Annotated in this window: 16 protein-coding genes and 1 tRNA gene; 5 read left to right on the top strand and 12 right to left on the bottom strand. The window is 64.7% G+C overall.

Features of this window, described 5'->3' with window-relative positions:
* Positions 1 to 114 precede the first annotated feature (114 nt).
* The 5 genes from APT63_07330 to APT63_07310 all read right to left on the bottom strand — a co-directional run bounded on the left by APT63_07330 (position 115) and on the right by APT63_07310 (position 8,110).
* Positions 115 to 2,724: a DNA topoisomerase I subunit omega gene (locus APT63_07330; protein AMA45459.1), complete on the bottom strand. Its 2,610-nt coding sequence runs from the start codon at positions 2,722 to 2,724 to the stop codon at positions 115 to 117.
* A 101-nt stretch (positions 2,725 to 2,825) separates the two neighbouring features.
* Positions 2,826 to 3,077 carry a TonB box-like protein gene (locus APT63_07325; protein AMA45458.1) on the bottom strand — a complete coding sequence of 84 codons (252 nt, stop codon included), beginning with the start codon at positions 3,075 to 3,077 and terminating at the stop codon, positions 2,826 to 2,828.
* Between the two features lie 71 nt (positions 3,078 to 3,148).
* Positions 3,149 to 4,324, bottom strand: coding sequence for a 3-ketoacyl-CoA thiolase (gene fadA / locus APT63_07320; protein ID AMA45457.1), 1,176 nt, complete (start codon positions 4,322 to 4,324; stop codon positions 3,149 to 3,151).
* Between the two features lie 32 nt (positions 4,325 to 4,356).
* On the bottom strand, positions 4,357 to 6,504 hold the full coding sequence (gene fadB, locus APT63_07315; GenBank protein AMA45456.1) for a multifunctional fatty acid oxidation complex subunit alpha: 2,148 nt from the start codon (positions 6,502 to 6,504) through the stop codon (positions 4,357 to 4,359).
* 1,168 nt (positions 6,505 to 7,672) lie between these two features.
* On the bottom strand, positions 7,673 to 8,110 hold the full coding sequence (locus APT63_07310) for a hypothetical protein (protein AMA45455.1): 438 nt from the start codon (positions 8,108 to 8,110) through the stop codon (positions 7,673 to 7,675).
* A 108-nt stretch (positions 8,111 to 8,218) separates the two neighbouring features.
* Here APT63_07310 and APT63_07305 point away from each other — a divergent pair, with 108 nt between their 5' ends.
* Positions 8,219 to 8,656, top strand: coding sequence for a universal stress protein UspA (locus APT63_07305; protein AMA45454.1), 438 nt, complete (start codon positions 8,219 to 8,221; stop codon positions 8,654 to 8,656).
* A gap of 43 nt (positions 8,657 to 8,699) precedes the next feature.
* Here the strand turns inward: APT63_07305 and APT63_07300 are convergent, their stop codons facing one another.
* On the bottom strand, positions 8,700 to 10,628 hold the full coding sequence (locus APT63_07300; GenBank protein AMA45453.1) for an ABC transporter ATP-binding protein: 1,929 nt from the start codon (positions 10,626 to 10,628) through the stop codon (positions 8,700 to 8,702).
* 222 nt (positions 10,629 to 10,850) lie between these two features.
* Between APT63_07300 and APT63_07295 the strand changes: the two genes are divergently transcribed.
* Positions 10,851 to 12,773 (top strand): lytic transglycosylase, encoded by a 1,923-nt coding sequence (locus tag APT63_07295; protein ID AMA45452.1) that lies wholly within the window; start codon positions 10,851 to 10,853, stop codon positions 12,771 to 12,773.
* A 72-nt stretch (positions 12,774 to 12,845) separates the two neighbouring features.
* On the opposite strand, the gene APT63_07290 is transcribed toward APT63_07295, so the two are convergent.
* The 4 genes from APT63_07290 to APT63_07275 form a co-directional block, all read right to left on the bottom strand.
* Positions 12,846 to 13,781, bottom strand: a complete 936-nt coding sequence (locus APT63_07290; GenBank protein AMA45451.1) for a chemotaxis protein CheW — start codon at positions 13,779 to 13,781, stop codon at positions 12,846 to 12,848.
* Between the two features lie 147 nt (positions 13,782 to 13,928).
* Positions 13,929 to 14,825 carry a lipid kinase YegS gene (locus APT63_07285; GenBank protein AMA45450.1) on the bottom strand — a complete coding sequence of 299 codons (897 nt, stop codon included), beginning with the start codon at positions 14,823 to 14,825 and terminating at the stop codon, positions 13,929 to 13,931.
* 81 nt (positions 14,826 to 14,906) lie between these two features.
* Positions 14,907 to 16,133: a molybdenum cofactor biosynthesis protein MoaA gene (locus tag APT63_07280; protein ID AMA45449.1), complete on the bottom strand. Its 1,227-nt coding sequence runs from the start codon at positions 16,131 to 16,133 to the stop codon at positions 14,907 to 14,909.
* Positions 16,117 to 16,656 carry a molybdenum cofactor biosynthesis protein gene (locus APT63_07275; protein ID AMA45448.1) on the bottom strand — a complete coding sequence of 180 codons (540 nt, stop codon included), beginning with the start codon at positions 16,654 to 16,656 and terminating at the stop codon, positions 16,117 to 16,119. The genes APT63_07280 and APT63_07275 overlap by 17 nt, the downstream gene beginning before the upstream one ends.
* A gap of 169 nt (positions 16,657 to 16,825) precedes the next feature.
* On the opposite strand from APT63_07275, the gene APT63_07270 reads away from it, so the two are divergent.
* Together APT63_07270 and APT63_07265 are read left to right on the top strand one after the other, a co-directional pair.
* Entirely contained in the window at positions 16,826 to 17,047 is a 222-nt protein-coding gene (locus tag APT63_07270) for a hypothetical protein (GenBank protein AMA45447.1), read from the top strand.
* A 68-nt stretch (positions 17,048 to 17,115) separates the two neighbouring features.
* Positions 17,116 to 17,192 (top strand) — tRNA-Pro (locus tag APT63_07265).
* 143 nt (positions 17,193 to 17,335) lie between these two features.
* Here the strand turns inward: APT63_07265 and APT63_07260 are convergent.
* Entirely contained in the window at positions 17,336 to 18,043 is a 708-nt protein-coding gene (locus APT63_07260; protein ID AMA45446.1) for a hypothetical protein, read from the bottom strand.
* A 260-nt stretch (positions 18,044 to 18,303) separates the two neighbouring features.
* Between APT63_07260 and APT63_07255 the strand changes: the two genes are divergently transcribed.
* Entirely contained in the window at positions 18,304 to 18,573 is a 270-nt protein-coding gene (locus APT63_07255) for a chromosome partitioning protein ParA (protein AMA45445.1), read from the top strand.
* A gap of 39 nt (positions 18,574 to 18,612) precedes the next feature.
* Here the strand turns inward: APT63_07255 and APT63_07250 are convergent, their stop codons facing one another.
* On the bottom strand, positions 18,613 to 19,446 hold the full coding sequence (locus APT63_07250; protein AMA45444.1) for a preQ(1) synthase: 834 nt from the start codon (positions 19,444 to 19,446) through the stop codon (positions 18,613 to 18,615).
* Between the last annotated feature and the right edge of the window lie 13 nt (positions 19,447 to 19,459).

Raw genomic sequence — 19,459 nt, 5'->3', positions numbered from 1 at the left:
GCGCCACCCAGGCAAGCGCGAATACGACCCCGACAGATCATGGTTCGCCCAAGGCGGTGGCGCAACAGCAGGCAGGATGGCAGGCGGTCACGACGAGGTGACCGCCCGCTGCACTCAGCGCTTGTCTTCGACCTTCCAGGCCCCGCCGTCGTAGAACGCTTTCCACCCGGTCGGTTTGCCGTCGACTTCGGACTGCACGTACTGCTCCTTGGTCTTGCGGCTGTAGCGGATGACCGTAGGACGCCCTTCGGGGTCTTTCTGCGGCGCTTCGCAAAGGAAGTGGTACTTGGGATCGATTTCGTCCTTGTGCGGGACGATCTCCATCACCAGCGGCGCGCGGGTCTCGCGGTTCTTCGGGAACTGGCTGGCCGCCAGAAACAGGCCCGATGCCCCATCACGCAGCACGTAGGTGTCGTCGACCTTCTCGCACTTGAGCTCGGGCATCTTCACCGCGTCCATCTTCGGCGGAGCGGCTTCGCCACTCTTGAGCAGCTTGCGGGTGTTCTTGCACGCCGGGTTGGTGCACCCGAAGAACTTGCCGAAGCGGCCTGTCTTGAGCTGCATCTCGCTGCCGCACTTGTCGCACTCGATGCTCGGGCCTTCGTAGCCCTTGATCCGATAGCTGCCCTCTTCGATCTCGTAGCCTGGGCAATCAGGGTTGTTGCCGCAGATGTGCAGCTTGTGCTTCTCGTCGAGCAGGTAGGCATCCATGGCCGTGGCGCAGATCGGGCAACGGTGCTTGCTGCGGAGCACGCGCGACTCGGACTCACCCTCGTCATCCTCGGCGATCTCGTCGCCCGGCACCAAGTTGACGGTGGCCTTGCAGCGTTCCTTGGGAGGCAGGCTGTAGCCCGAGCAGCCCAGGAACACGCCCGTGGAGGCGGTACGGATCATCATCGGACGCCCGCATTCCTTGCACGGAATGTTGGTCAAGGTCGGCAGGTTGGCGCGCATGCCGCTCTCGGCGGACTCGGCGTGCTGCAGTTTCTTGCTGAAATCGCCGTAGAACTCGTCAAGGACGTTCTTCCAGTCGCGCTCGCCCTGCGCCACGTCGTCGAGGTTTTCTTCCATGCCGGCGGTGAAACCATAGTCCATCAGGTTGGCGAAGCTTTCGCCCAGGCGTTCGGTGACGATATCGCCCATCTTTTCCGAGTGGAAACGACGGTTGTGCAAGGTCACGTAACCCCGGTCCTGAATGGTCGAGATGATCGCCGCATAGGTGGACGGACGGCCGATGCCGCGCTTTTCCATTTCCTTGACCAGACTGGCTTCGGTGAACCGCGCCGGTGGCTTGGTGAAATGCTGGCTCGGGTCGAGCTGGAGCAGCTCGAGCGCTTCACCCTTGGTCATTTCAGGCAGCACGTCGTCCTCGCCGGGACGGCTTTGCTGTGGCAGCACACGGGTATAACCATCGAACTTGAGGATGCGCCCCTTGGCACGCAGCTCGAACTCACCGGCCGCCACGGTCACGCTGGTCGACAGGTACTGCGCCGGTGGCATCTGGCAGGCCAGGAACTGGCGCCAGATCAGCTCGTAGAGACGCTCGGCATCACGCTCCATGCCACTGAGCTTGCTCGGGTGCGTGTTCACGTCGGACGGGCGAATGGCTTCGTGAGCCTCCTGCGCGCCTTCCTTGCTGCCGTAGACCACCGGCGACTCCGGCAGGTACTGCTTGCCGAACTCCTGCTCGATGTACTCGCGCGCCATGCTCACCGCGTCGACCGACAGGTTGGTGGAGTCGGTTCGCATGTAGGTGATGTAGCCCGCTTCGTACAAGCGCTGCGCCATCATCATGGTCTTCTTCACGCCGAAGCCCAGACGGTTGCTGGCGGCCTGCTGCAGGGTCGAGGTGATGAAAGGTGCCGATGGCTTGCTGCTGGTCGGACGGTCTTCACGCTTGACGATGCTGTAGCTGGAGGCCTTGAGCTTGTCCAGCGCGGCCATGGCCTGGGCTTCGTTCAGCGGCCGGAAGGCTTCGCCGTTCTCGCGGGCCACGTCGAAACGCACCTTGGCGCCGCGCGTGGTGCCAAGGTCGGCGTGGATTTCCCAGTATTCTTCAGGGTTGAAGGCACGGATCTCACGCTCACGCTCGACCACCAGCTTGACCGCTACCGACTGCACCCGACCGGCCGACAGCCCACGGGCGATCTTCGACCAGAGCAGGGGCGACACCATGTAGCCCACCACGCGGTCGAGGAAACGACGCGCCTGCTGGGCATTGACCCGGGCGATGTCGAGTTCGCCAGGTTGAGCGAAGGCCTCCTGGATGGCTTTCTTGGTGATCTCGTTGAACACCACGCGCTTGTAGCGACTGTCATCGCCCCCAATGGCCTCGCGCAAGTGCCAGGCGATGGCCTCCCCTTCGCGGTCAAGGTCGGTCGCGAGATAGATGGTGTCGGCGTCCTTGGCCAGGCGCCGCAACTCGTCGATGACCTTTTCCTTGCCCGGCAGGATCTCGTACTTGGCTTTCCAGCCATGGTCCGGGTCGACGCCCATGCGATTGATCAGCTGCTTGCGCGCCTTTTCCTTCGGCGACAGGACCGGCCCTTCGGCCGCAGCCTTGCCGCGCTTGGCGGCAAGCTCCTTGGACGCGCTGGCCGAACCGCTGGTGGGAAGGTCGCGGATATGGCCGATACTCGACTTCACCACGTACTGGTTGCCCAAGTACTTGTTGATGGTCTTGGCCTTGGCCGGGGATTCCACTATGACCAGCGATTTGCCCATGGATCGGATAATTCCTGAAAAGCTGAAAAGAAAAACGCGCCAGGTGCTCGACGCGGCACCGCTATATATAGTGGCAACAGAGTGAGGTCAAGCGCGGGAGTTCAACCGGTCGCCTTGCCGAGCGTCGCCAAGGGGCTCTCCTGCGGCTCGATCAGCGCGAAACGCGCCACCGATTCCCCATCGACCTCGACCTGCTCCTGGAACATGGCCAAGGGACGTACCCACAAGCCGAACTCACCATACAGCGCCTGGTAGAACACCAGCCACTCTTCGGTTTCAGAGTGTTGCGCGGTGCCGAGCACGCGGTACTCGGGCCCTTTGTAATGACGATAGATGCCTGGCTGAATGTGCATGCTGCCTTCTCGTGAATCGGATCGAAAAAAAACCGGGGCATCGAGCCCCGGTCATGGTCATCCCGCGGGGATCAAACGCGCTCGAACACCGTGGTGATGCCTTGGCCAAGGCCGACGCACATGGTCGCCACGCCCAGCGTGCCGCCATTCTGCTTCATGACGTTGAGCAGCGTGCCTGAAATACGGGCACCGGAGCAACCGAAAGGATGGCCCAGGGCGATCGCACCGCCGTGCAGGTTGACCTTTTCGTTCATCTGGTCGAGCACCTTGAGGTCCTTGAGCACCGGCAGGGCCTGCGCGGCGAAGGCTTCGTTGAGCTCGAAGAAGTCGATGTCGGCGATGGTCAGACCGGCACGCTTGAGCGCTTTCTGGGTCGCCGGAACCGGCCCGTAGCCCATGATGGCCGGATCCACCCCGGCCACCGCCATCGAGCGGATCACTGCCATCGGCTGGATGCCCAGGTCCTGGGCGCGCTGGGCCGACATCACGATCATGCACGACGCGCCATCGGTGATCTGCGAGGAGGTGCCCGCGGTCACGGTGCCGCCCTTGGGATTGAAGGCCGGCTTCAGCGCCGCCAGGCCTTCGAGGGTGGTTTCCGGACGGATGGTCTCGTCGTAGTCGAAGACCTTGAGGAAGCCCTGCTCGTCATGCCCTTGCATGGGGATGATCTCGTCCTTGAACTTGCCCTCGACCGTGGCCTTGTGGGCCAGCTGATGCGAACGCAGGCCGAACAGGTCCTGCTGCTCACGGGTGATGCCGTGCATCCGGCCCAGCATCTCGGCCGTCAGGCCCATCATGCCCGAGGCCTTGGCCGCGTGCAGCGACAGGTGCGGGTTGGGATCGACACCGTGCATCATGCTGACGTGGCCCATGTGCTCCACGCCGCCGACCACGAATACATCGCCGTTACCGGTCATGATGGCCTGAGCGGCGGTGTGCAGCGCGCTCATGGAGGAGCCGCACAGACGGCTGACGGTCTGCGCGCCGCTGGTGTGCGGGATCGGCGTCAGCAGCGAGGCCATGCGCGCGATGTTCCAGCCCTGCTCCAGGGTCTGGTTGACGCAGCCCCAGATCACGTCCTCGACTTCCTTGGGATCGACCTTGGCGTTGCGCTGCAGCAGCTGGGTGATCAGGTGCGCCGACATGTCTTCGGCGCGGGTGTTGCGGTGCATGCCGCCTTTGGAGCGGCCCATGGGTGTGCGACCGAAGTCGACGATTACCACGTCTCTTGGATTCAGGCTCATACGTTATCTCTCGCTCAGTCTCGAAGGGTCGCTCAACCAAAGAACCGCTGGCCGGTGCGGGCCATTTCACGGAGTTTCTCGGTGGGTTGGTAAAGCGGCCCAAGCTCGGCATAGCGGTCGGCCAGGGCAACGAACTCGGCGACGCCGATCGAATCGATGTAGCGCAGTGCGCCACCGCGGAAAGGAGGGAAGCCGATGCCGTACACCAGGCCCATGTCGGCCTCGGCAGCGGTCTCGACGATGCCGTCTTCCAGGCAGCGCACGGTTTCCAGGCACAGCGGGATCATCATCCAGTTGATGATGTCATCGTCACTCAGCTCGCGGTGCTCGGTGATGATCGGCTGCAGCACGTCGAGCACCGCCGGGTCGGCGACCTTCTTCGGCTTGCCGCGCTTGTCGGTTTCGTAGGCGTAGAAGCCTTTGCCGTTCTTCTGGCCCAGGCGCTTGGCGTCGTACAGGGCATCGATGGCGGTACGCTGGGTGTCTTTCATGCGGTCGGGGAAGCCCTCGGCCATCACGTCACGACCGTGGTGGCCGGTGTCGATGCCGACCACGTCCATCAGGTACGCCGGGCCCATGGGCCAGCCAAAGCGTTCCATCACCTTGTCGATGCGCACGAAGTCCACGCCGGCACCCACCAGGCGAGCGAAGCCGCCGAAGTACGGGAACAGGACACGGTTGACCAGGAAGCCCGGGCAGTCGTTGACCACGATGGGGTTCTTGCCCATCTTGCGGGCGTAGGCGACGGTGGTGGCGACCGCGACATCGCTGGACTTCTCGCCGCGGATCACTTCCACCAGCGGCATCATGTGCACCGGGTTGAAGAAGTGCATGCCAACGAAGTTTTCCGGGCGCTTGAGCGCCTGGGCCAGCAGGTTGATGGAGATGGTGGAGGTGTTGGAGGCGAGGATGGCGTCGTCACGCACCTGCCCTTCGACCTCGGCCAGCACGGCCTGCTTGACCTTGGGGTTCTCGACCACGGCCTCGACCACGATGTCGACGTGTCCGAAGTCGCCATAGGAGAGCGTCGGGCGGATGGCGTTGAGCGCCTCGGCCATCTTCTCCGTGGTCAGACGGCCCTTCTCGACACGGCTGCCCAGCAGCTTGGAGGCCTCGCTCAAGCCGAGCTGGACGGCTTCTTCGCGGATGTCCTTCATCAGGATCGGTGTGCCCTTGACCGCTGACTGGTAGGCGATGCCGCCCCCCATGATCCCGGCGCCGAGCACGGCGGCCTGCTTGACGTCATGGGCGATCTTGTCGTGGATCTTGGCCTTGCGCTTGAGCTCCTGATCGTTGAGGAACAGCCCGATCAGGCTTTCGGCGACCGAGGTCTTGGCCAGCTTGGCAAAACCTGCCGCCTCGATCTCCAGCGCCTTGTCGCGCCCGAAGTTGGCGGCTTTCTGGATGCTCTTGATGGCCTCGACCGGGGCCGGGTAGTTCGGCCCGGCCTGCCCGGCGACGAAGCCCTTGGCGGTCTCGAAGGCCATCATCTGCTCGATGGCGTTGAGCTTGAGCTTTTCCAGCTTGGGCTGGCGCTTGGCCTGGAAGTCCAGCTCGCCGCTGATGGCACGCTTGATCAGGTCCAGGGCAGCGGCGCGCAGCAGCTCGGGGGCGACCACGACATCGACGGCGCCGACCTTGAGGGCGTCCTCGGCACGGTTTTCCTTGCCGGCGGCGATCCACTCGATGGCATTGTCGGCGCCGATCAGGCGCGGCAGACGCACGGTACCGCCAAAGCCCGGGTAGATGCCCAGCTTCACTTCCGGCAGGCCGATCTTGGCACTGCTCGACATGACCCGATAGTCCGCCGCCAGGCACATCTCCAGGCCGCCACCGAGGGCAATGCCGTTGATGGCCGCCACGGTAGGCACCGGCAGGTCCTCGAAGGCATTGAAGATCCGGTTGGCGTCCAGGCTGCCGGCCACCAGTTCAGCCTCGGGCAGCTTGAAGTTCTCGACGAATTCGGTGATGTCGGCACCGACGATGAACACATCCTTGCCACTGCTGACGATCACGCCCTTGATGGAAGCGTCGGCCTTCACCGCCTCGACGGCCTGGCGCAACTCTTCCAGGGTCAGGCGGTTGAATTTGTTGACGGACTCACCCTTGAGGTCGAAGCGCAATTCGACGATGCCGCTTTCGAGCGCCTCAACCGTGATGGCTTTACCTTCGTAAATCATCCACTGATCTCCAATATGGAAGCTGAACGTTACGCGTCGACCGCTGGTGGGGCGGGCCTTGCCTGCCGTGGTACCAGGTGCACCCATCGCCGCGCGAATCGGGTCATGGCAGAGCGTTTCACCGACAAACGCTCAATTCATACGCCCGTTTGACTTGGGGTGCGCACACATTCTCCGAAATGCGGAGGCTTGTCAAATGCTGGCGGATGCAGACGATTTGCGACCTTTTGGTCACGTTATGCCTGATGAGACACGATAGCGGCTGAGGGAGGGTGTGCCAGTGTGCGCAAGGCCGAAGGTGCGCTTCGCTGGCAGGTCAGGCAGCGGCCTGCTCACGCAGAGGACGTGGCGATGGCTGGAAGGAGCCGAGCTTTTACGGATGATGATCTTTGGAATCGCTGCCCCATGAGCATGCCACAGCAAGACCGGCGGCCACGGACCTTGTGAGAGCAGCTGTCTTTTTTCTACTCGTTACATGCCAGACCGCATGGGCTAATGTGTGGGCCCAGCGGACCCAAATCGCGGCCGGTCTGACGCCCCGGCTGGGGCCGTTCACCCGTAGTTACACCGCAGTAGTAGAGGCGATCGCGGTACTGTAGGGCTTGCCCGCGATGCAGGCGGCGCCTGACAGGGCCTTATCGCTGGCAAGCCAGCTCCCACCTAGACCTCTGCAGCCTGCCGATGTCGGCATGGCTGCGCAAGCAGCTTGTGGGAGTCCGCCCTCCGCCTTGGCGCCGCGCTATCGCGCAGAAAACATGGCGATAGCTGGCAGGATCCGAAGCTTCATTGCTAATCAATTTTAGGGCCGCCTTGCGGCCCATCGCGGCACAGGGGCCGCTCCTACACCCGTAGTCCCACCGCGCGGTTGCAGGCTATCGCGGTCACCTGTGGGAGCGGCCCCTGTGCCGCGATTGGGCCCGCAGGGCTCACAAAATTCTAAAATTATTTCCTTTGAAATCAACAAGCTATTTTTTGTTCTATAAGAGCTGGCTTGCTCGCGATGCAGGCGGCGCCTGACAGGGCCCTATCGCTGGCAAGCCAGCTCCCACCTAGACCTCTGCCGCCTGTCGATGTCGACATGGCTGCGCAAGCAGCTTGTGTGCGGGCTTGCCCGCGATAGTGTCCGGTCCGTCACCGCCCTCATGGGCGAGCAAACTTTCACACAGCATCAAGCCAGCGTATTCAACGCCCAGGCGATGTCCTGCAGCACCGACTCCTCGCCGCGTTCCGACCAGCACAACGCGATCATGCGTGTATCCGCTTCGATCTTGTAGACGCTCTCGGGCAACCGCGCCAGCACCTCCATCACCCGAGGATCGGCACAGGGCTCGCGCCAACGGTCGAGCCAGGTGCCTGGCGTGACCTGCCAATAACACCACTGGTCCTGACGGCCCCGGCGACGTGCGCGATGATACTGGGGACACGGGCTCGGCGCGTCCCGCTCCATCCAGTGCGGCCACTGCTGGGGAGCCAGTTGCATGACCATCCCCCGGCGCCGGGCCTCCAGGCGCAGGCTCATCTGCTCGCTCTGTTTGCGCGAAGGACGCAGCCAGGCGAGCGGACTGAGAATCAGCGCGAGGATTGACACAACCAGCCATACCGTCATATCTGTACGTCCTACAATGCGTTGTGAATGAGCGGGTTAGCCGGCCTTGCCATGGCCAGCCGAATACCGACTCTACTGGAATCTTTGCACTTGCCAGGAGCACCTACCATGTCCTACACCCACCTGCTGGTCGCGGTCGACCTGACCGAAGAATGCGATCCGGTGATCAAGCGCGCGATGGCCCTCGCCCAGCCCGCCGGCGCCAAGGTCTCCCTGGTCCACATCGTCGAACCCATGGCCATGGCCTTTGGCGGCGATGTGCCGATGGATCTGTCGCAATTGCAGCAGCAACAGTTCGACCAGGCCAAGGCGCGCCTGGATCGGCTGTTCGCCAAGTACCCTGGCATCGCGCGTGGTGACTCGCACTTGAAATATGGGCAACCGCGTCAGGAAATCCATGATTTGGCCACCGAACAGGGCTGTGACCTGATCGTGGTAGGCAGCCATGGGCGCCATGGCCTGGCCTTGCTGCTGGGCTCGACAGCCAATGACGTGCTGCACGGCGCACCGTGCGATGTGCTGGCGGTACGCCTGCAAAAGGACTGACGGCGCATGGCCGACCCGGCACCTGCCGGGTCGGCGAGCCTGTTCAGGCCTCGAGTTCGGCCCACCGCTCGACCAGCGTGTCCAGTTCGGCCTGCAGCGCCTCGAGACGCGCCAGCACCGCCGAGGTCTCGCCGATCGGACGCTGGTAGAACGCCGCGCTGCCGACTTCCTCCTGCACCTGGGCGATCTGCTGCTCCACCGCATCGATCTGACCCGGCAGGGCCTCAAGCTCGCGCTGTAGCTTGTAGCTGAGCTTCTTCTTGGCACCGGCCTCGGCAGGCGCAGGGGCCGGTGCCTCGGAAGCCTCGGCCACCGGCTTGACCACCGCGCTGTTGAGCTCCGACTTGCCGGACTTGCTCTCGGCCACGCCCAGCAGCTTGGCCGAGCCACCCTGACGGATCCAGTCCTCGTAACCGCCGACGTACTCGCGCACGCGACCCTCGCCTTCGAACACCAGGGTGCTGGTCACCACGTTGTCGAGGAAGGCCCGGTCGTGGCTGACCATCAGCACGGTGCCCTTGTAGGCCGACAGGACCTCTTCGAGCAATTCGAGGGTCTCGACGTCCAGGTCGTTGGTCGGTTCGTCGAGCACCAGCAGGTTGGCCGGCTTGCTGAACAGCTTGGCCAGCAGCAGACGCGCACGCTCGCCACCGGACAACGCCTTGACCGGCGTACGCGCGCGCTGCGGGCTGAACAGGAAGTCGCCCAGGTAGCTCAGCACGTGCCGGTTCTGCCCGTCGATTTCGATGAAGTCGCGCCCTTCGGCCAGGTTGTCGATGACGGTCTTCTCGAGGTCGAGCTGGTGACGCATCTGGTCGAAATAGGCCACTTCCAGACGCGTGCCGCGCTCGATCTTGCCGCTGGTGGGCTCCAGATCGCCCAGCATGAGCTTGAGCAAGGTGGTCTTGCCGGTGCCGTTGGCGCCGAGCAGACCGATCCGATCCTGGCGTTGCAGGACCATGGAGAAGTCCTTGACCAGGTGCGGGCCACCGGGGTGGGCGAAGCTCACGTTCTCGAGCAGCATCACCTGCTTGCCGGATTTTTCGGCCGACTCGATCTGCAGGTTGGCCTTGCCCTGGCGTTCGCGTCGCTGGCTGCGCTCGACGCGCAGCTCCTTGAGCGCACGCACGCGGCCTTCGTTACGGGTGCGGCGCGCCTTGATGCCCTGGCGGATCCACACTTCTTCCTGGGCCAGGCGCTTGTCGAACAGCGCGTTGGCGGTCTCTTCGGCGGCCAGCATGGCTTCCTTGTGGACCAGGAAGCTGGCGTAGTCGCCGTTCCAGTCGATCAGCCCGCCGCGGTCCAGTTCGAGGATGCGCGTGGCCAGGTTCTGCAGGAAGGAACGGTCGTGGGTAATGAACAGCACCGCGCCGTTGAAGGTGCTCAGGGCCTCTTCGAGCCAGGCGATGGCCCCGATGTCCAGGTGGTTGGTCGGTTCGTCGAGCAGCAGCAGGTCGGGCTCGGAGACCAGCGCCTGGGCCAGCAGGACACGACGGCGCCAGCCGCCGGACAATTCGGCGAGGGTCTTGTCGGCCGGCAGTTGCAGGCGGCTGAGGGTGCTGTCGACCAGTTGCTGCAGGCGCCAGCCATCGCGGGCTTCGAGTTCGGTCTGCACGCGCATCAGCTTGTCCAGGTCGTCGTCGCCCTGGATGTTCTGGCTTAGGTGATGGAACTCGGCCAACAGGGCACCGACGCCGTCCAGGCCTTCGGCGACCACGTCGAACACGCTGCGGCCGTCGGCCACCGGCAGTTCCTGCGGCAGCTCGCCGATCTTCAGACCCGGGGCGCGCCAGACGTCGCCGTCGTCGGGCTTCTGCTCGCCCTTGACCAGGCGCAGCATGCTCGACTTGCCGGTACCATTGCGGCCGATGATGCACACCCGCTCACCACGGGCGATTTGCCACGATACCTTGTCCAGCAGCGGCATCGCGCCGAAGGCCAGGGACACATCGCTGAATTTGAGCAGGGTCATGATTCTCTCCAGAAACCGGGCGCGCATTCTACCTGACTTGGGCGCGCGAGGCATTACGCCACGCTGGACGGCCGGCCCGGCTGAAACCTGCGGTAAAACCATTGCGCCAGATACCGGCACAATGCTTTCTTCCAGCCTCGGCAACCAGCTAAGCTAAGGCCCGACCTATTCCACAGTGCTGGCCTGGCCGTCACTTCCCTGCTTTCCCTGCCTGGACGTATCATGCGCAGCCGTTTGCTCACCCTCGCTTCATGCCTGCTTCTGACCGCCGCCGCTGGTGCGCAGGCCGCAGATCTCACCCTGCAGCGTCAGTACTACGACGAAGCCAAGCGCGCGCTGGCCAAGGGCGACAAGGGCCCCTACCTGCGCAACGCCCAGGTCTTGAGCGACTATCCGCTCACGCCCTACCTGGCCTACGACGAGTTGACCGCGCGCCTGAAAAGCGCCAGCAACGAAGAGATCGAAGCCTTCCTCGCGGCCCATGGCGACCTGCCCCAGGCCAACTGGATGAAGCTGCGCTGGTTGCGCTGGCTGGCCGAGCGCGGCGACTGGGCGACCTTCGCGCGGTATTACGACCCGAAACTCAACTTCACCGAACTCGACTGCCTCAATGGGCAGTACCAGCTCACGCACGGCCAGCGCGCCGAAGGCCTGGCCACTGCAGAGCGACTGTGGAACGTGGGCAAGCCGCAACCAGCCGCCTGCGACACGCTGTTCGGTCTGTGGGCGGCCGAAGGCCAATTGACCGAAGCACGTCGCTGGCATCGGGCCAAGCTGGCGGCCCAGGCGCGCAACTACCCGCTGGCCACCACCCTGGTCAACGGGTTGAGCACACTTGGCACCCAAGGCCGCCTGTTGATCGAAGTCGCGCAGAAGCCGGAACTGCTCAACCAGCCTTCCCGCTTCGCGCCGGTCGACGAGGCCATGTCCGATGTGGTCGGCCTGGGCCTGCGACGCCTGGCGCGCCAGGACCCTCAACAGGCCATGAGCCTGCTGGACGACTACGCGCAGCGCATGCACTTCTCCAAGGACGAGCAGGTGGCCATCGCCCGCGAGATCGGCCTGACCCTGGCGCGCCGCTACGACCCGCGGGCGCTGGAGCTGATGACGCGCTACGACCCGGAGCTGCGCGACGACACCGTGACCGAATGGCGCCTGCGCCTGCTGCTGCGCCTGGGTCGCTGGGACGATGCCCACGCCCTGACCCAGCGCCTGCCGGCCTCGCTCGCCACGACCAGCCGCTGGCGCTACTGGCAGGCGCGTACGCTCGAACTGGCGCAACCGAAGAACCCACAGGTGCCACGGCTGTACAAGGCAGTGGCCGACGAGCGCGACTTCTACGGTTTCCTGGCCGCCGAACGCGCCCACACGCCCTACCAGCTCAACCACAAGCCGTTGGTCCTGAGCCCACAATTGAAGCAGAAGGTGCGCACCACGCCGGGCATCGAACGCGCGCTGGAATTCCATGCCCGTGGCCAGATCGTCGACGGGCGCCGCGAGTGGTACCACGTCAGCCGGCATTTCAACCGCGACGAGATGGTGGCCCAGGCCCGCCTGGCCTACGACATGCGCTGGTACTTCCCGGCCATTCGCACCATCAGCCTGGCCAAGTACTGGGACGACCTGGACATCCGTTTCCCGATGGCCTACCGCGATACGCTGGTGCGTGAAGCCAAGGTCCGTGGACTGCACCCGAGCTGGGTGTTCGCCATCACCCGCCAGGAAAGCGCCTTCATGGAAGACGCCCGCTCCGGCGTGGGTGCCAGCGGCCTGATGCAGCTGATGCCGGCCACGGCCAAGGAGACCGCGCGCAAGTTCGACATCCCCCTGGCGTCACCGGCGCAGGTGCTCAACCCGGAGAAGAACATCCAGTTGGGCGCGGCCTACCTGAGCCAGGTCCATGGCCAGTTCAACGGCAACCGTGTACTGGCCTCGGCGGCCTACAACGCCGGCCCGGGACGGGTACGGCAATGGCTCAAGGGCGCCAAGCACCTGAGCTTCGACGTCTGGGTGGAATCGATTCCGTTCGACGAGACGCGCCAGTACGTGCAGAACGTGCTGTCGTATTCGGTGATCTATGGGCAGAAGCTCAATATCCCGCAGCCGCTGGTGGACTGGCACGAGCGCTACTTCGACGACCTGTGACGCCCCCTGCCCCACCCAAGACCGAAGGCCTGCCGCGCAGGCCTTCGTGCTGTCCGGGCATTGCGATCGCGGTCAGGCAGGGGCCTGGTCGCGCAGCAGGCACTCGCGCACCACGTCCACCAGACGGTCGGGCTGGAATTTCGAGAGGAAATTGTCGCACCCCACCTTCTTCACCATCGATTCGTTGAAGCTGCCCGACAGCGAGGTGTGCAGTACTACGTACAGGTTACGCAGGCGTGCATCGCCACGAATCTCGGTGGTCAGGCGGTAGCCGTCCATCTCGGGCATCTCGGCATCGGTGAACACCATCAGCAGCTTGTCGCAAACGTTCTCGCCGGCATCGGCCCAGCCCTTGAGCAGGCGCAGCGCCTTGAGTCCGTCGCTGGCCATGTGCAGCTTGACCCCCAGTTGCGACAGCGTATCGCGCAACTGCGCCAGGGCCACGCTGGAGTCATCCACCAGCAGCACCTCGCGCCCACGGGCCCGCGCCAGGATCGGGTCTTCGAGCCGGGCCTGGGATACCTTGACGTTGTAGGGAACGATCTCGGCCAGCACCTTCTCGACATCGATTACTTCGACCAGCTTATCATCGACCTTGGTGATGGCGGTCAGGTAGTGCTGCCGCCCGGCGCTGGCCGGGGGTGGCATGATCGACTCCCAGTTCATGTTGACGATGCGGTCCACGCCACCGACCAGGAACGCCTGCACCGAACGGTTGTACTCGGTGACGATGATGGTGCTGTCAGGACCCGGTTGCAGCGGGCGCATGCCGATGGCCTGGGACAGGTCGATCACCGGCAGCGTCTGGCCGCGCAGGTTGACCACGCCACAGACGAACGCGTGGCGCTGGGGCATCAGCGTCAGCTTGGGCAGTTGCAGGACTTCCTGGACCTTGAACACGTTGATGGCGAAAAGCTGCCGCCCGGCCAGGCGGAACATGAGAATTTCCAGACGGTTTTCGCCGACCAGTTGTGTGCGTTGATCGACCGTGTCGAGAATGCCGGCCATGGGGCCCCCAGGGTGTGGTAGCGGATTGAAGGTGATACGGCTGTATCGGCGGGAGGGGGCGGAGCTTGATGGGCAAATTGCAGGGTCTGTCCTGCGCAGCGGGAATGAAGGTTCAAGGGCCTTGCGGCCCCCGTTATCCAGGTCGTTTCAGACGGGGCCGGTGAGCTGCGCCTGCCCCAGCAACGCCGAGCCAGGCGGCAGGTGCAGGCGCAGCGCCCCCGGGCGTGCTTCGAAGCGCAGGGCATCGGCTTGCAAGGGTTCGCCGTCCAGGTTGATGTCGACACCTTGCGAACTGCGAATCTCCACCCAGGGCAGCCGCGCACGCACATACAGCCCCTCGCCCGACAGCAGCTCGCGCAAGGCGCCGACCACTTCCTGGGGCGCCGGCAGGATGCTGATGTCCAGCAGGCCGTCGTCGATCACCGCTTCCGGACAGAGTTCGTGCCCACCACCGGCCTGACGCCCGTTGCCGATGCCCAGGGCCAGCAGCTGCCCTTGCCAGTGAAACTCTGGCCCGGTCAGCTCGACCGAGGCCGACTGCAACTCGCTGAAGCGGCTCAGGCCGGTCAGCATGTAGGCGGCGGCGCCCAGGACCTTCTTCAGGTCTTCGGACGTGTTGGCCGTCACGGTACTGCCGAAGCCCCCGGTCGCCATGTTGAGGAAGATCCGCTCCCCCGCCGCGCCCAGGTCGACCGTCCTGGCAGGCTGCTCCAACAGCAGCAAGGCGTCCTCGGGCTCCAGGGGGACGCCGGCAGCGTGGGCGAAGTCGTTGGCCGTGCCCAGTGGCAACAGCGCCAGGCTGGCCGAGGCGCCGGCCATGGCCTGGGCCACGTCGCGCAAGGTCCCATCGCCCCCGCCGGCGACGATGTGCGGGTAGCCCGCCGCCAAGGCCTCTTGGACCAGACGCTCGGCGTCGCCGCCTTCCCAGGTCAGCCGCACATCGAGCGTCCAGCCGCGCTCGCGCATCTGCTTGACCGCCTCGCGAACCGCGTCATTCGTTGCCTGCTTACCGTGCAGCACCAACATGGCCTTTCGAACGTTCATCGTGCGTCTCCTCCGTCGAGCGTGCGCAGATCTCGACCACGGTTTTGGCAGATATACTCCGCGTTTCGCGAAAAACTGCCGTCAGCCCAGCAACTCGCTCAGCGGGATGAAACGCACCGGGTCACCGACCTGCAGGGTCTGCCCCTCGGGCACCTCTACCAGGCCCTCGGCCCAGGCAGCGCTGCGCAGCACGCCCGAACTCTGGTTGGGGTACAGGCAGGCCTGCCCGCTCTCCAGCCGTGCACGCAGGTACTCGCGGCGCGTACCGGCACGCGGCCAGTCGAAACCGGCCGGTACGTCGACCCCCAGAGGCGTGACATCGTCGACGCCCTGGCGACGCAGCAGGTAGGGCCGCGCCAGCAGGCCGAAGGTCACCAGCGTGGAGGCCGGATTACCGGGCAGGCCCAGTACCGGTACGCCCTGCCAGTGGCCGAAGGTCAGCGGCTTGCCGGGCTTGATCGCCAGCTTCCACAGGTCCAGTTCGCCGGCCTCGCGCAAGGCGATGCCCAGGTAGTCCGCCTCGCCGACCGACACCCCGCCCGTGGACAGGATCAGGTCGATGCCCCGAAGGCCGGCCAGGCAGGCGCGGGTCTGCGCCAGGTCGTCGGCAAGGATGCCGACATCCACCGGTTCGCAGCCCAGGCGCTCCAGCCAGCTGATCAGCAGTTGCCGGTTGCTGTTGAAGATCTGCCCCGGCCCCAGCGGTTCGCCGGGCTCGACCAGCTCATCGCCGGTCGACAGCACCGCGACCCGCGGGCGACGCACCACGGACAACGTCGGCACGCCCAGGGTCGCGGCCAGGGCCAGTTCGATGGGCCCCAGGCGTGTCCCGGTAGCCAGCACTTCTTCCCCGGCGCGCGTCTCCTGGCCTTGCGGGCGAATGTTCTGGCCAGCGGTGAGCGACCGGGCAAACCGTACGCGCCCGTCGTCCAGTACCTCGACGTTTTCCTGCATCTCGACGCAATCGGCCCCTTCAGGTACCGGCGCGCCCGTGAAGATGCGTGCACAGGTGCCGGGCTGCAAAGGCGCCGGTGCCTGGCCTGCGAAGATGCGTTGGCTGACCGGCAAGGGCTCGCCAGAGGCGTCTGCGCAACGCAGGGCGTAACCGTCCATGGCACTGTTCGGCCAGGGCGGCAGGTCCAGACTCGCCACCAACGGCTGCGCCAGGACGCGCCCATCGCAATGCGCCAGCGCAAGGGATTCGGTTTCACGGATCGGCGCGGCGACCGCGAACGTCAACAGGCGCTGGAGCGCTTCCTCCACCGGCATCAGGGCCCGGCCCTGGGTCGCCTCAGCCACGGCTTTCACACGGCGCGGCCTTTTTCAGGTGCGGCACGAAGTTGCAGGGGCGATGACGGGCATCGAGCTGCTCGCCGAGGATACCGTCCCAGCCGGTGCGCACGGCGTTGGTCGAGCCGGGCAGGCAGCACACCAAGGTGCCGTTGGCCAGCCCGGCCAGGGCGCGGGACTGAACGGTGGAGGTGCCGATGTCGGCGATCGAGATCTGCCGGAACAGTTCGCCAAAGCCTTCGACCTGTTTGTCGAGCAGGCAGGTGACGGCTTCAGGCGTGCTGTCGCGGCCGGTGAAGCCGGTACCGCCGGTGATCAGCACGACCTGGACCACGTCATCGGCGATCCACTGCGCCACCTGGGCGCGGATCTTGTACAGATCGTCCTTCAGCAGGACGCGCTCGGCCAGCGCATGGCCCGCCGCCTTGAGCCGGTCCACGTACAGTTGGCCAGAGGTATCGGTCTCGAACGTGCGCGTGTCGCTCACCGTCAGCACGGCGATATTGAGCGGAACGAAGGGCGTATCGGCCTTGGCTTTCATAAAGGGCACGGGATCCATTGCAGGGAAGACAAGCCACGGGTTATATCACAGCGCAAGACGGATCGGCGGGCATGCATGACGATCCGCACCGTGCGCGCTCGAGCAAGGAACTTGTACCGTTCGTCCGCGTCTCAATGCCATCTTTCCACCTTCGCCTCGGAGAAACACCATGGCCCAACGTATCGTTCCCGCTTTCCTGCTCGCCCTCGGCCTGGCGACGCTCGCCGGCTGCGCTTCGCCGACCGTCATCACCCTGAACGACGGCCGCGAGATCCAGGCCACCGACAAACCGTCCTACGATGAAGACTCCGGCTTCTACGAATTCGAACAGCTCGACGGCAAGAAGACCCGCATCAACAAGGATCAGGTACGCACCGTCAAGGAGCTGTGATTCGACGGTTTAACCTGTCGCATCAGGGGCTTGCACGGCATTTTCGCGTCGAGTAAGATCCTGTTCATCGGAGTGTAGCGCAGCCAGGTAGCGCGTCTCGTTCGGGACGAGAAGGCCGCAGGTTCGAATCCTGTCTCTCCGACCAGTTCTGCCCTGTCAGCGATGTCCACAACACCCCTGGCAGCATGAAAAAGCCCAGTGCCGAGCACTGGGCTTTTTTCGTTTTCAGATACGGCGCCTTTTCACACCGGGCAGGCGCGGCCAGAGCCGCCCTGCCCTGTGCACGAATTAGAAGTCGTCCTCGACCTCGCCATCCTTGACCCTGAATTCGCGGTTCTGCAGATAGGCATTGCGGATGAAGATGTACTTGTCGCCGGTGATCAGCTTCTCGGCCGACAGCAGGTTGGCCCGGGTATCGACCACGTTCAGCGCGAACACCGAGTTGCGCACCGGCACGTCGTCGACGTAACGATACGGCCGGGTGTAGGTGTCCGGGTACTTGGCCACGGCATCGCGCACCGTGCTTGGCCCCAGGAAAGGAATCACCACGTACGGACCGCTGCCCACGCCCCAGTAGCCCAGGGTCTGGCCGAAGTCTTCATCGCTGCGGGTCAGGCCCATGTGGGTGCCGACATCGATCAGGCCGCCCAGGCCGAACGTGGTGTTGACGATGAGCCGCGCGGTGTCCACGCCGGCCTCGTAGGGCTTGAGCTGGAGGATGTTGTTGGCCAGGTTGGTGACGTCGCCCAGGTTGTTGAAGACGTTGTGGATGCCGTCTTCGACGAACTGTGGCGTGACGGCCTGGTACCCTTTGGCCAGGGGCTTGAGGGCATAGGTGTCGAGGAAGTCGTTGAACTGGAAGATCGGGCGATTGACCGCCTCCCACGGATCGTCTTCCGTCGCCGCCTGGCTCGCCGTCCAGGGCGCCAGGACGAGGCCGGCACACACGCAGGCCTGGGTGATTCGCTGCATCACGCCAGCAGCAATCGCACGCATAACATATCTCCATCGAGTCACGGATCACGCGCCGGGCGCGTGGCTGATAAGGCATCAGTATAAAGACTGCGGGGTTCGAGAACAGTTTTACCTGCACGTCATGATCTTCAACGAAACGCGCACCTGCCCGGCAGTCGCCTGGCGCCGGGCGAACGAGGCAGACCCCTCTGCCTTGGCATACGCTGTGAACAGCCGTGCAAGAACCTTTGCCCTGCCGGCGAGGTCCATGGCTGTGACCATTTCATTGAGGGAGACGCCCCATGCCCGCCCGCGAACTGCAAGAGCAACTCGATAGCCTGCGCGAGCAGTTGAAGACCAATGCGCCTCTGTCGTTCGAAGAACGCGACAATCTGCACCAGCTGATGGAGCAGATCGAGGCCCAGCTCGCGCTTGAGACGGAGACCCAGGCCCAGGACTCGAACATCGCCGACGGGGTCAACCTGGCGGTGGAACGGTTCGAAGCCGCTCACCCGGACCTGACCGCCACGCTGCGCAACATTGCGACCCACCTGCACAGCATGGGCATCTGATGCTGTGCCGGGTCGGTCACGGCCCGGCCAGCGTGCCCCTCACTGCCTGGCCAGTCGCCCGTTGTCGACCGTCAGGGCTTCAGTGCTGCGGTAGGGGTTGATGTCCAGCCCGCCCCGGCGCACATAGCGCGCATAGACCGTCAGCGACGCCGGCGCGAGCAGACGCTGAAGGTCCAGGAAGATGCGCTCGACGCACTGCTCATGGAAATCCGAGTGCTGACGGAAGCTCACCAGGTAGGCCAGCAGACTGGCCGGGTCCAGGCGACGCTCGGCGCGGTACTGCACCACCACACTGCCCCAGTCCGGCTGATGGGTCACGGGACAGTTGGACTTGAGCAGGTGGCTGTGCAGCACCTCCTCCACGGCGGCGCCCGGTTCGCAGCGCAATAGCGAAGGCCGTGGCTCGCTGTAGTCGCTGACCTCCAGGTCCAGCTCATCGATGCACTGCCCCGGCAGCGCGACCAAGCCCTGCGCCTCCACGTCCGCCAGGCTGCGAATGCGTACCTGCACCGGCTTGCCGGCCACGTCGGACAGGTCCTGTTCGAGGCAGGCCTGGACGGCGGCCGTGGTGGCGAAGGCCGTCTGGTTCAGCGAATTCAGGTACAGCTTGAAGGACTTGGACTCGATGATGTTCGGCGAGTCGGCCGGAACGGCGAACTCGCCGATGGCCACCACCGGCTTGCCGGACGGCAGCAGCCAGGACAGCTCGAAGCAGTTCCAGTAGTCGACGCCCTGCCACGGCAGGGTCTGCGCGGTGACGCCCAGTTCGGACCACTTGGCCTCACGGGGAATCGGGAACAGCAGCGACGGGGTGTACGTCGAGATGTACTCGCTGGCTTTGCCTAGCGGGGAATGTTCGGCAGCGGGATGCATGGTTCTGACCTGG

Origin of the sequence: Pseudomonas monteilii (assembly GCA_001534745.1) — a bacterium.
GTDB lineage: Bacteria > Pseudomonadota > Gammaproteobacteria > Pseudomonadales > Pseudomonadaceae > Aquipseudomonas > Aquipseudomonas alabamensis.
The sequence above is the reverse complement of the archived record's forward strand: the minus strand, read 5'-3'. Positions and strand labels throughout refer to the sequence as shown.

Excerpts from the sequence above, each read along its gene's own strand:
- APT63_07255 (AMA45445.1), top strand. The coding sequence starts at position 18,304 with ATGCCCGCCCGCGAACTGCAAGAGCAACTCGATAGCCTGCGCGAGCAG.
- APT63_07310 (AMA45455.1), bottom strand. The coding sequence starts at position 8,110 with ATGACGGTATGGCTGGTTGTGTCAATCCTCGCGCTGATTCTCAGTCCG.
- APT63_07250 (AMA45444.1), bottom strand. The coding sequence starts at position 19,446 with ATGCATCCCGCTGCCGAACATTCCCCGCTAGGCAAAGCCAGCGAGTAC.
- APT63_07290 (AMA45451.1), bottom strand. The coding sequence starts at position 13,781 with ATGGCCGGCATTCTCGACACGGTCGATCAACGCACACAACTGGTCGGC.
- APT63_07285 (AMA45450.1), bottom strand. The coding sequence starts at position 14,825 with ATGAACGTTCGAAAGGCCATGTTGGTGCTGCACGGTAAGCAGGCAACG.
- APT63_07325 (AMA45458.1), bottom strand. The coding sequence starts at position 3,077 with ATGCACATTCAGCCAGGCATCTATCGTCATTACAAAGGGCCCGAGTAC.
- APT63_07330 (AMA45459.1), bottom strand. The coding sequence starts at position 2,724 with ATGGGCAAATCGCTGGTCATAGTGGAATCCCCGGCCAAGGCCAAGACC.
- APT63_07300 (AMA45453.1), bottom strand. The coding sequence starts at position 10,628 with ATGACCCTGCTCAAATTCAGCGATGTGTCCCTGGCCTTCGGCGCGATG.
- APT63_07305 (AMA45454.1), top strand. The coding sequence starts at position 8,219 with ATGTCCTACACCCACCTGCTGGTCGCGGTCGACCTGACCGAAGAATGC.
- fadB (AMA45456.1), bottom strand. The coding sequence starts at position 6,504 with ATGATTTACGAAGGTAAAGCCATCACGGTTGAGGCGCTCGAAAGCGGC.
- APT63_07275 (AMA45448.1), bottom strand. The coding sequence starts at position 16,656 with ATGAAAGCCAAGGCCGATACGCCCTTCGTTCCGCTCAATATCGCCGTG.
- APT63_07295 (AMA45452.1), top strand. The coding sequence starts at position 10,851 with ATGCGCAGCCGTTTGCTCACCCTCGCTTCATGCCTGCTTCTGACCGCC.
- fadA (AMA45457.1), bottom strand. The coding sequence starts at position 4,324 with ATGAGCCTGAATCCAAGAGACGTGGTAATCGTCGACTTCGGTCGCACA.
- APT63_07260 (AMA45446.1), bottom strand. The coding sequence starts at position 18,043 with ATGCGTGCGATTGCTGCTGGCGTGATGCAGCGAATCACCCAGGCCTGC.
- APT63_07270 (AMA45447.1), top strand. The coding sequence starts at position 16,826 with ATGGCCCAACGTATCGTTCCCGCTTTCCTGCTCGCCCTCGGCCTGGCG.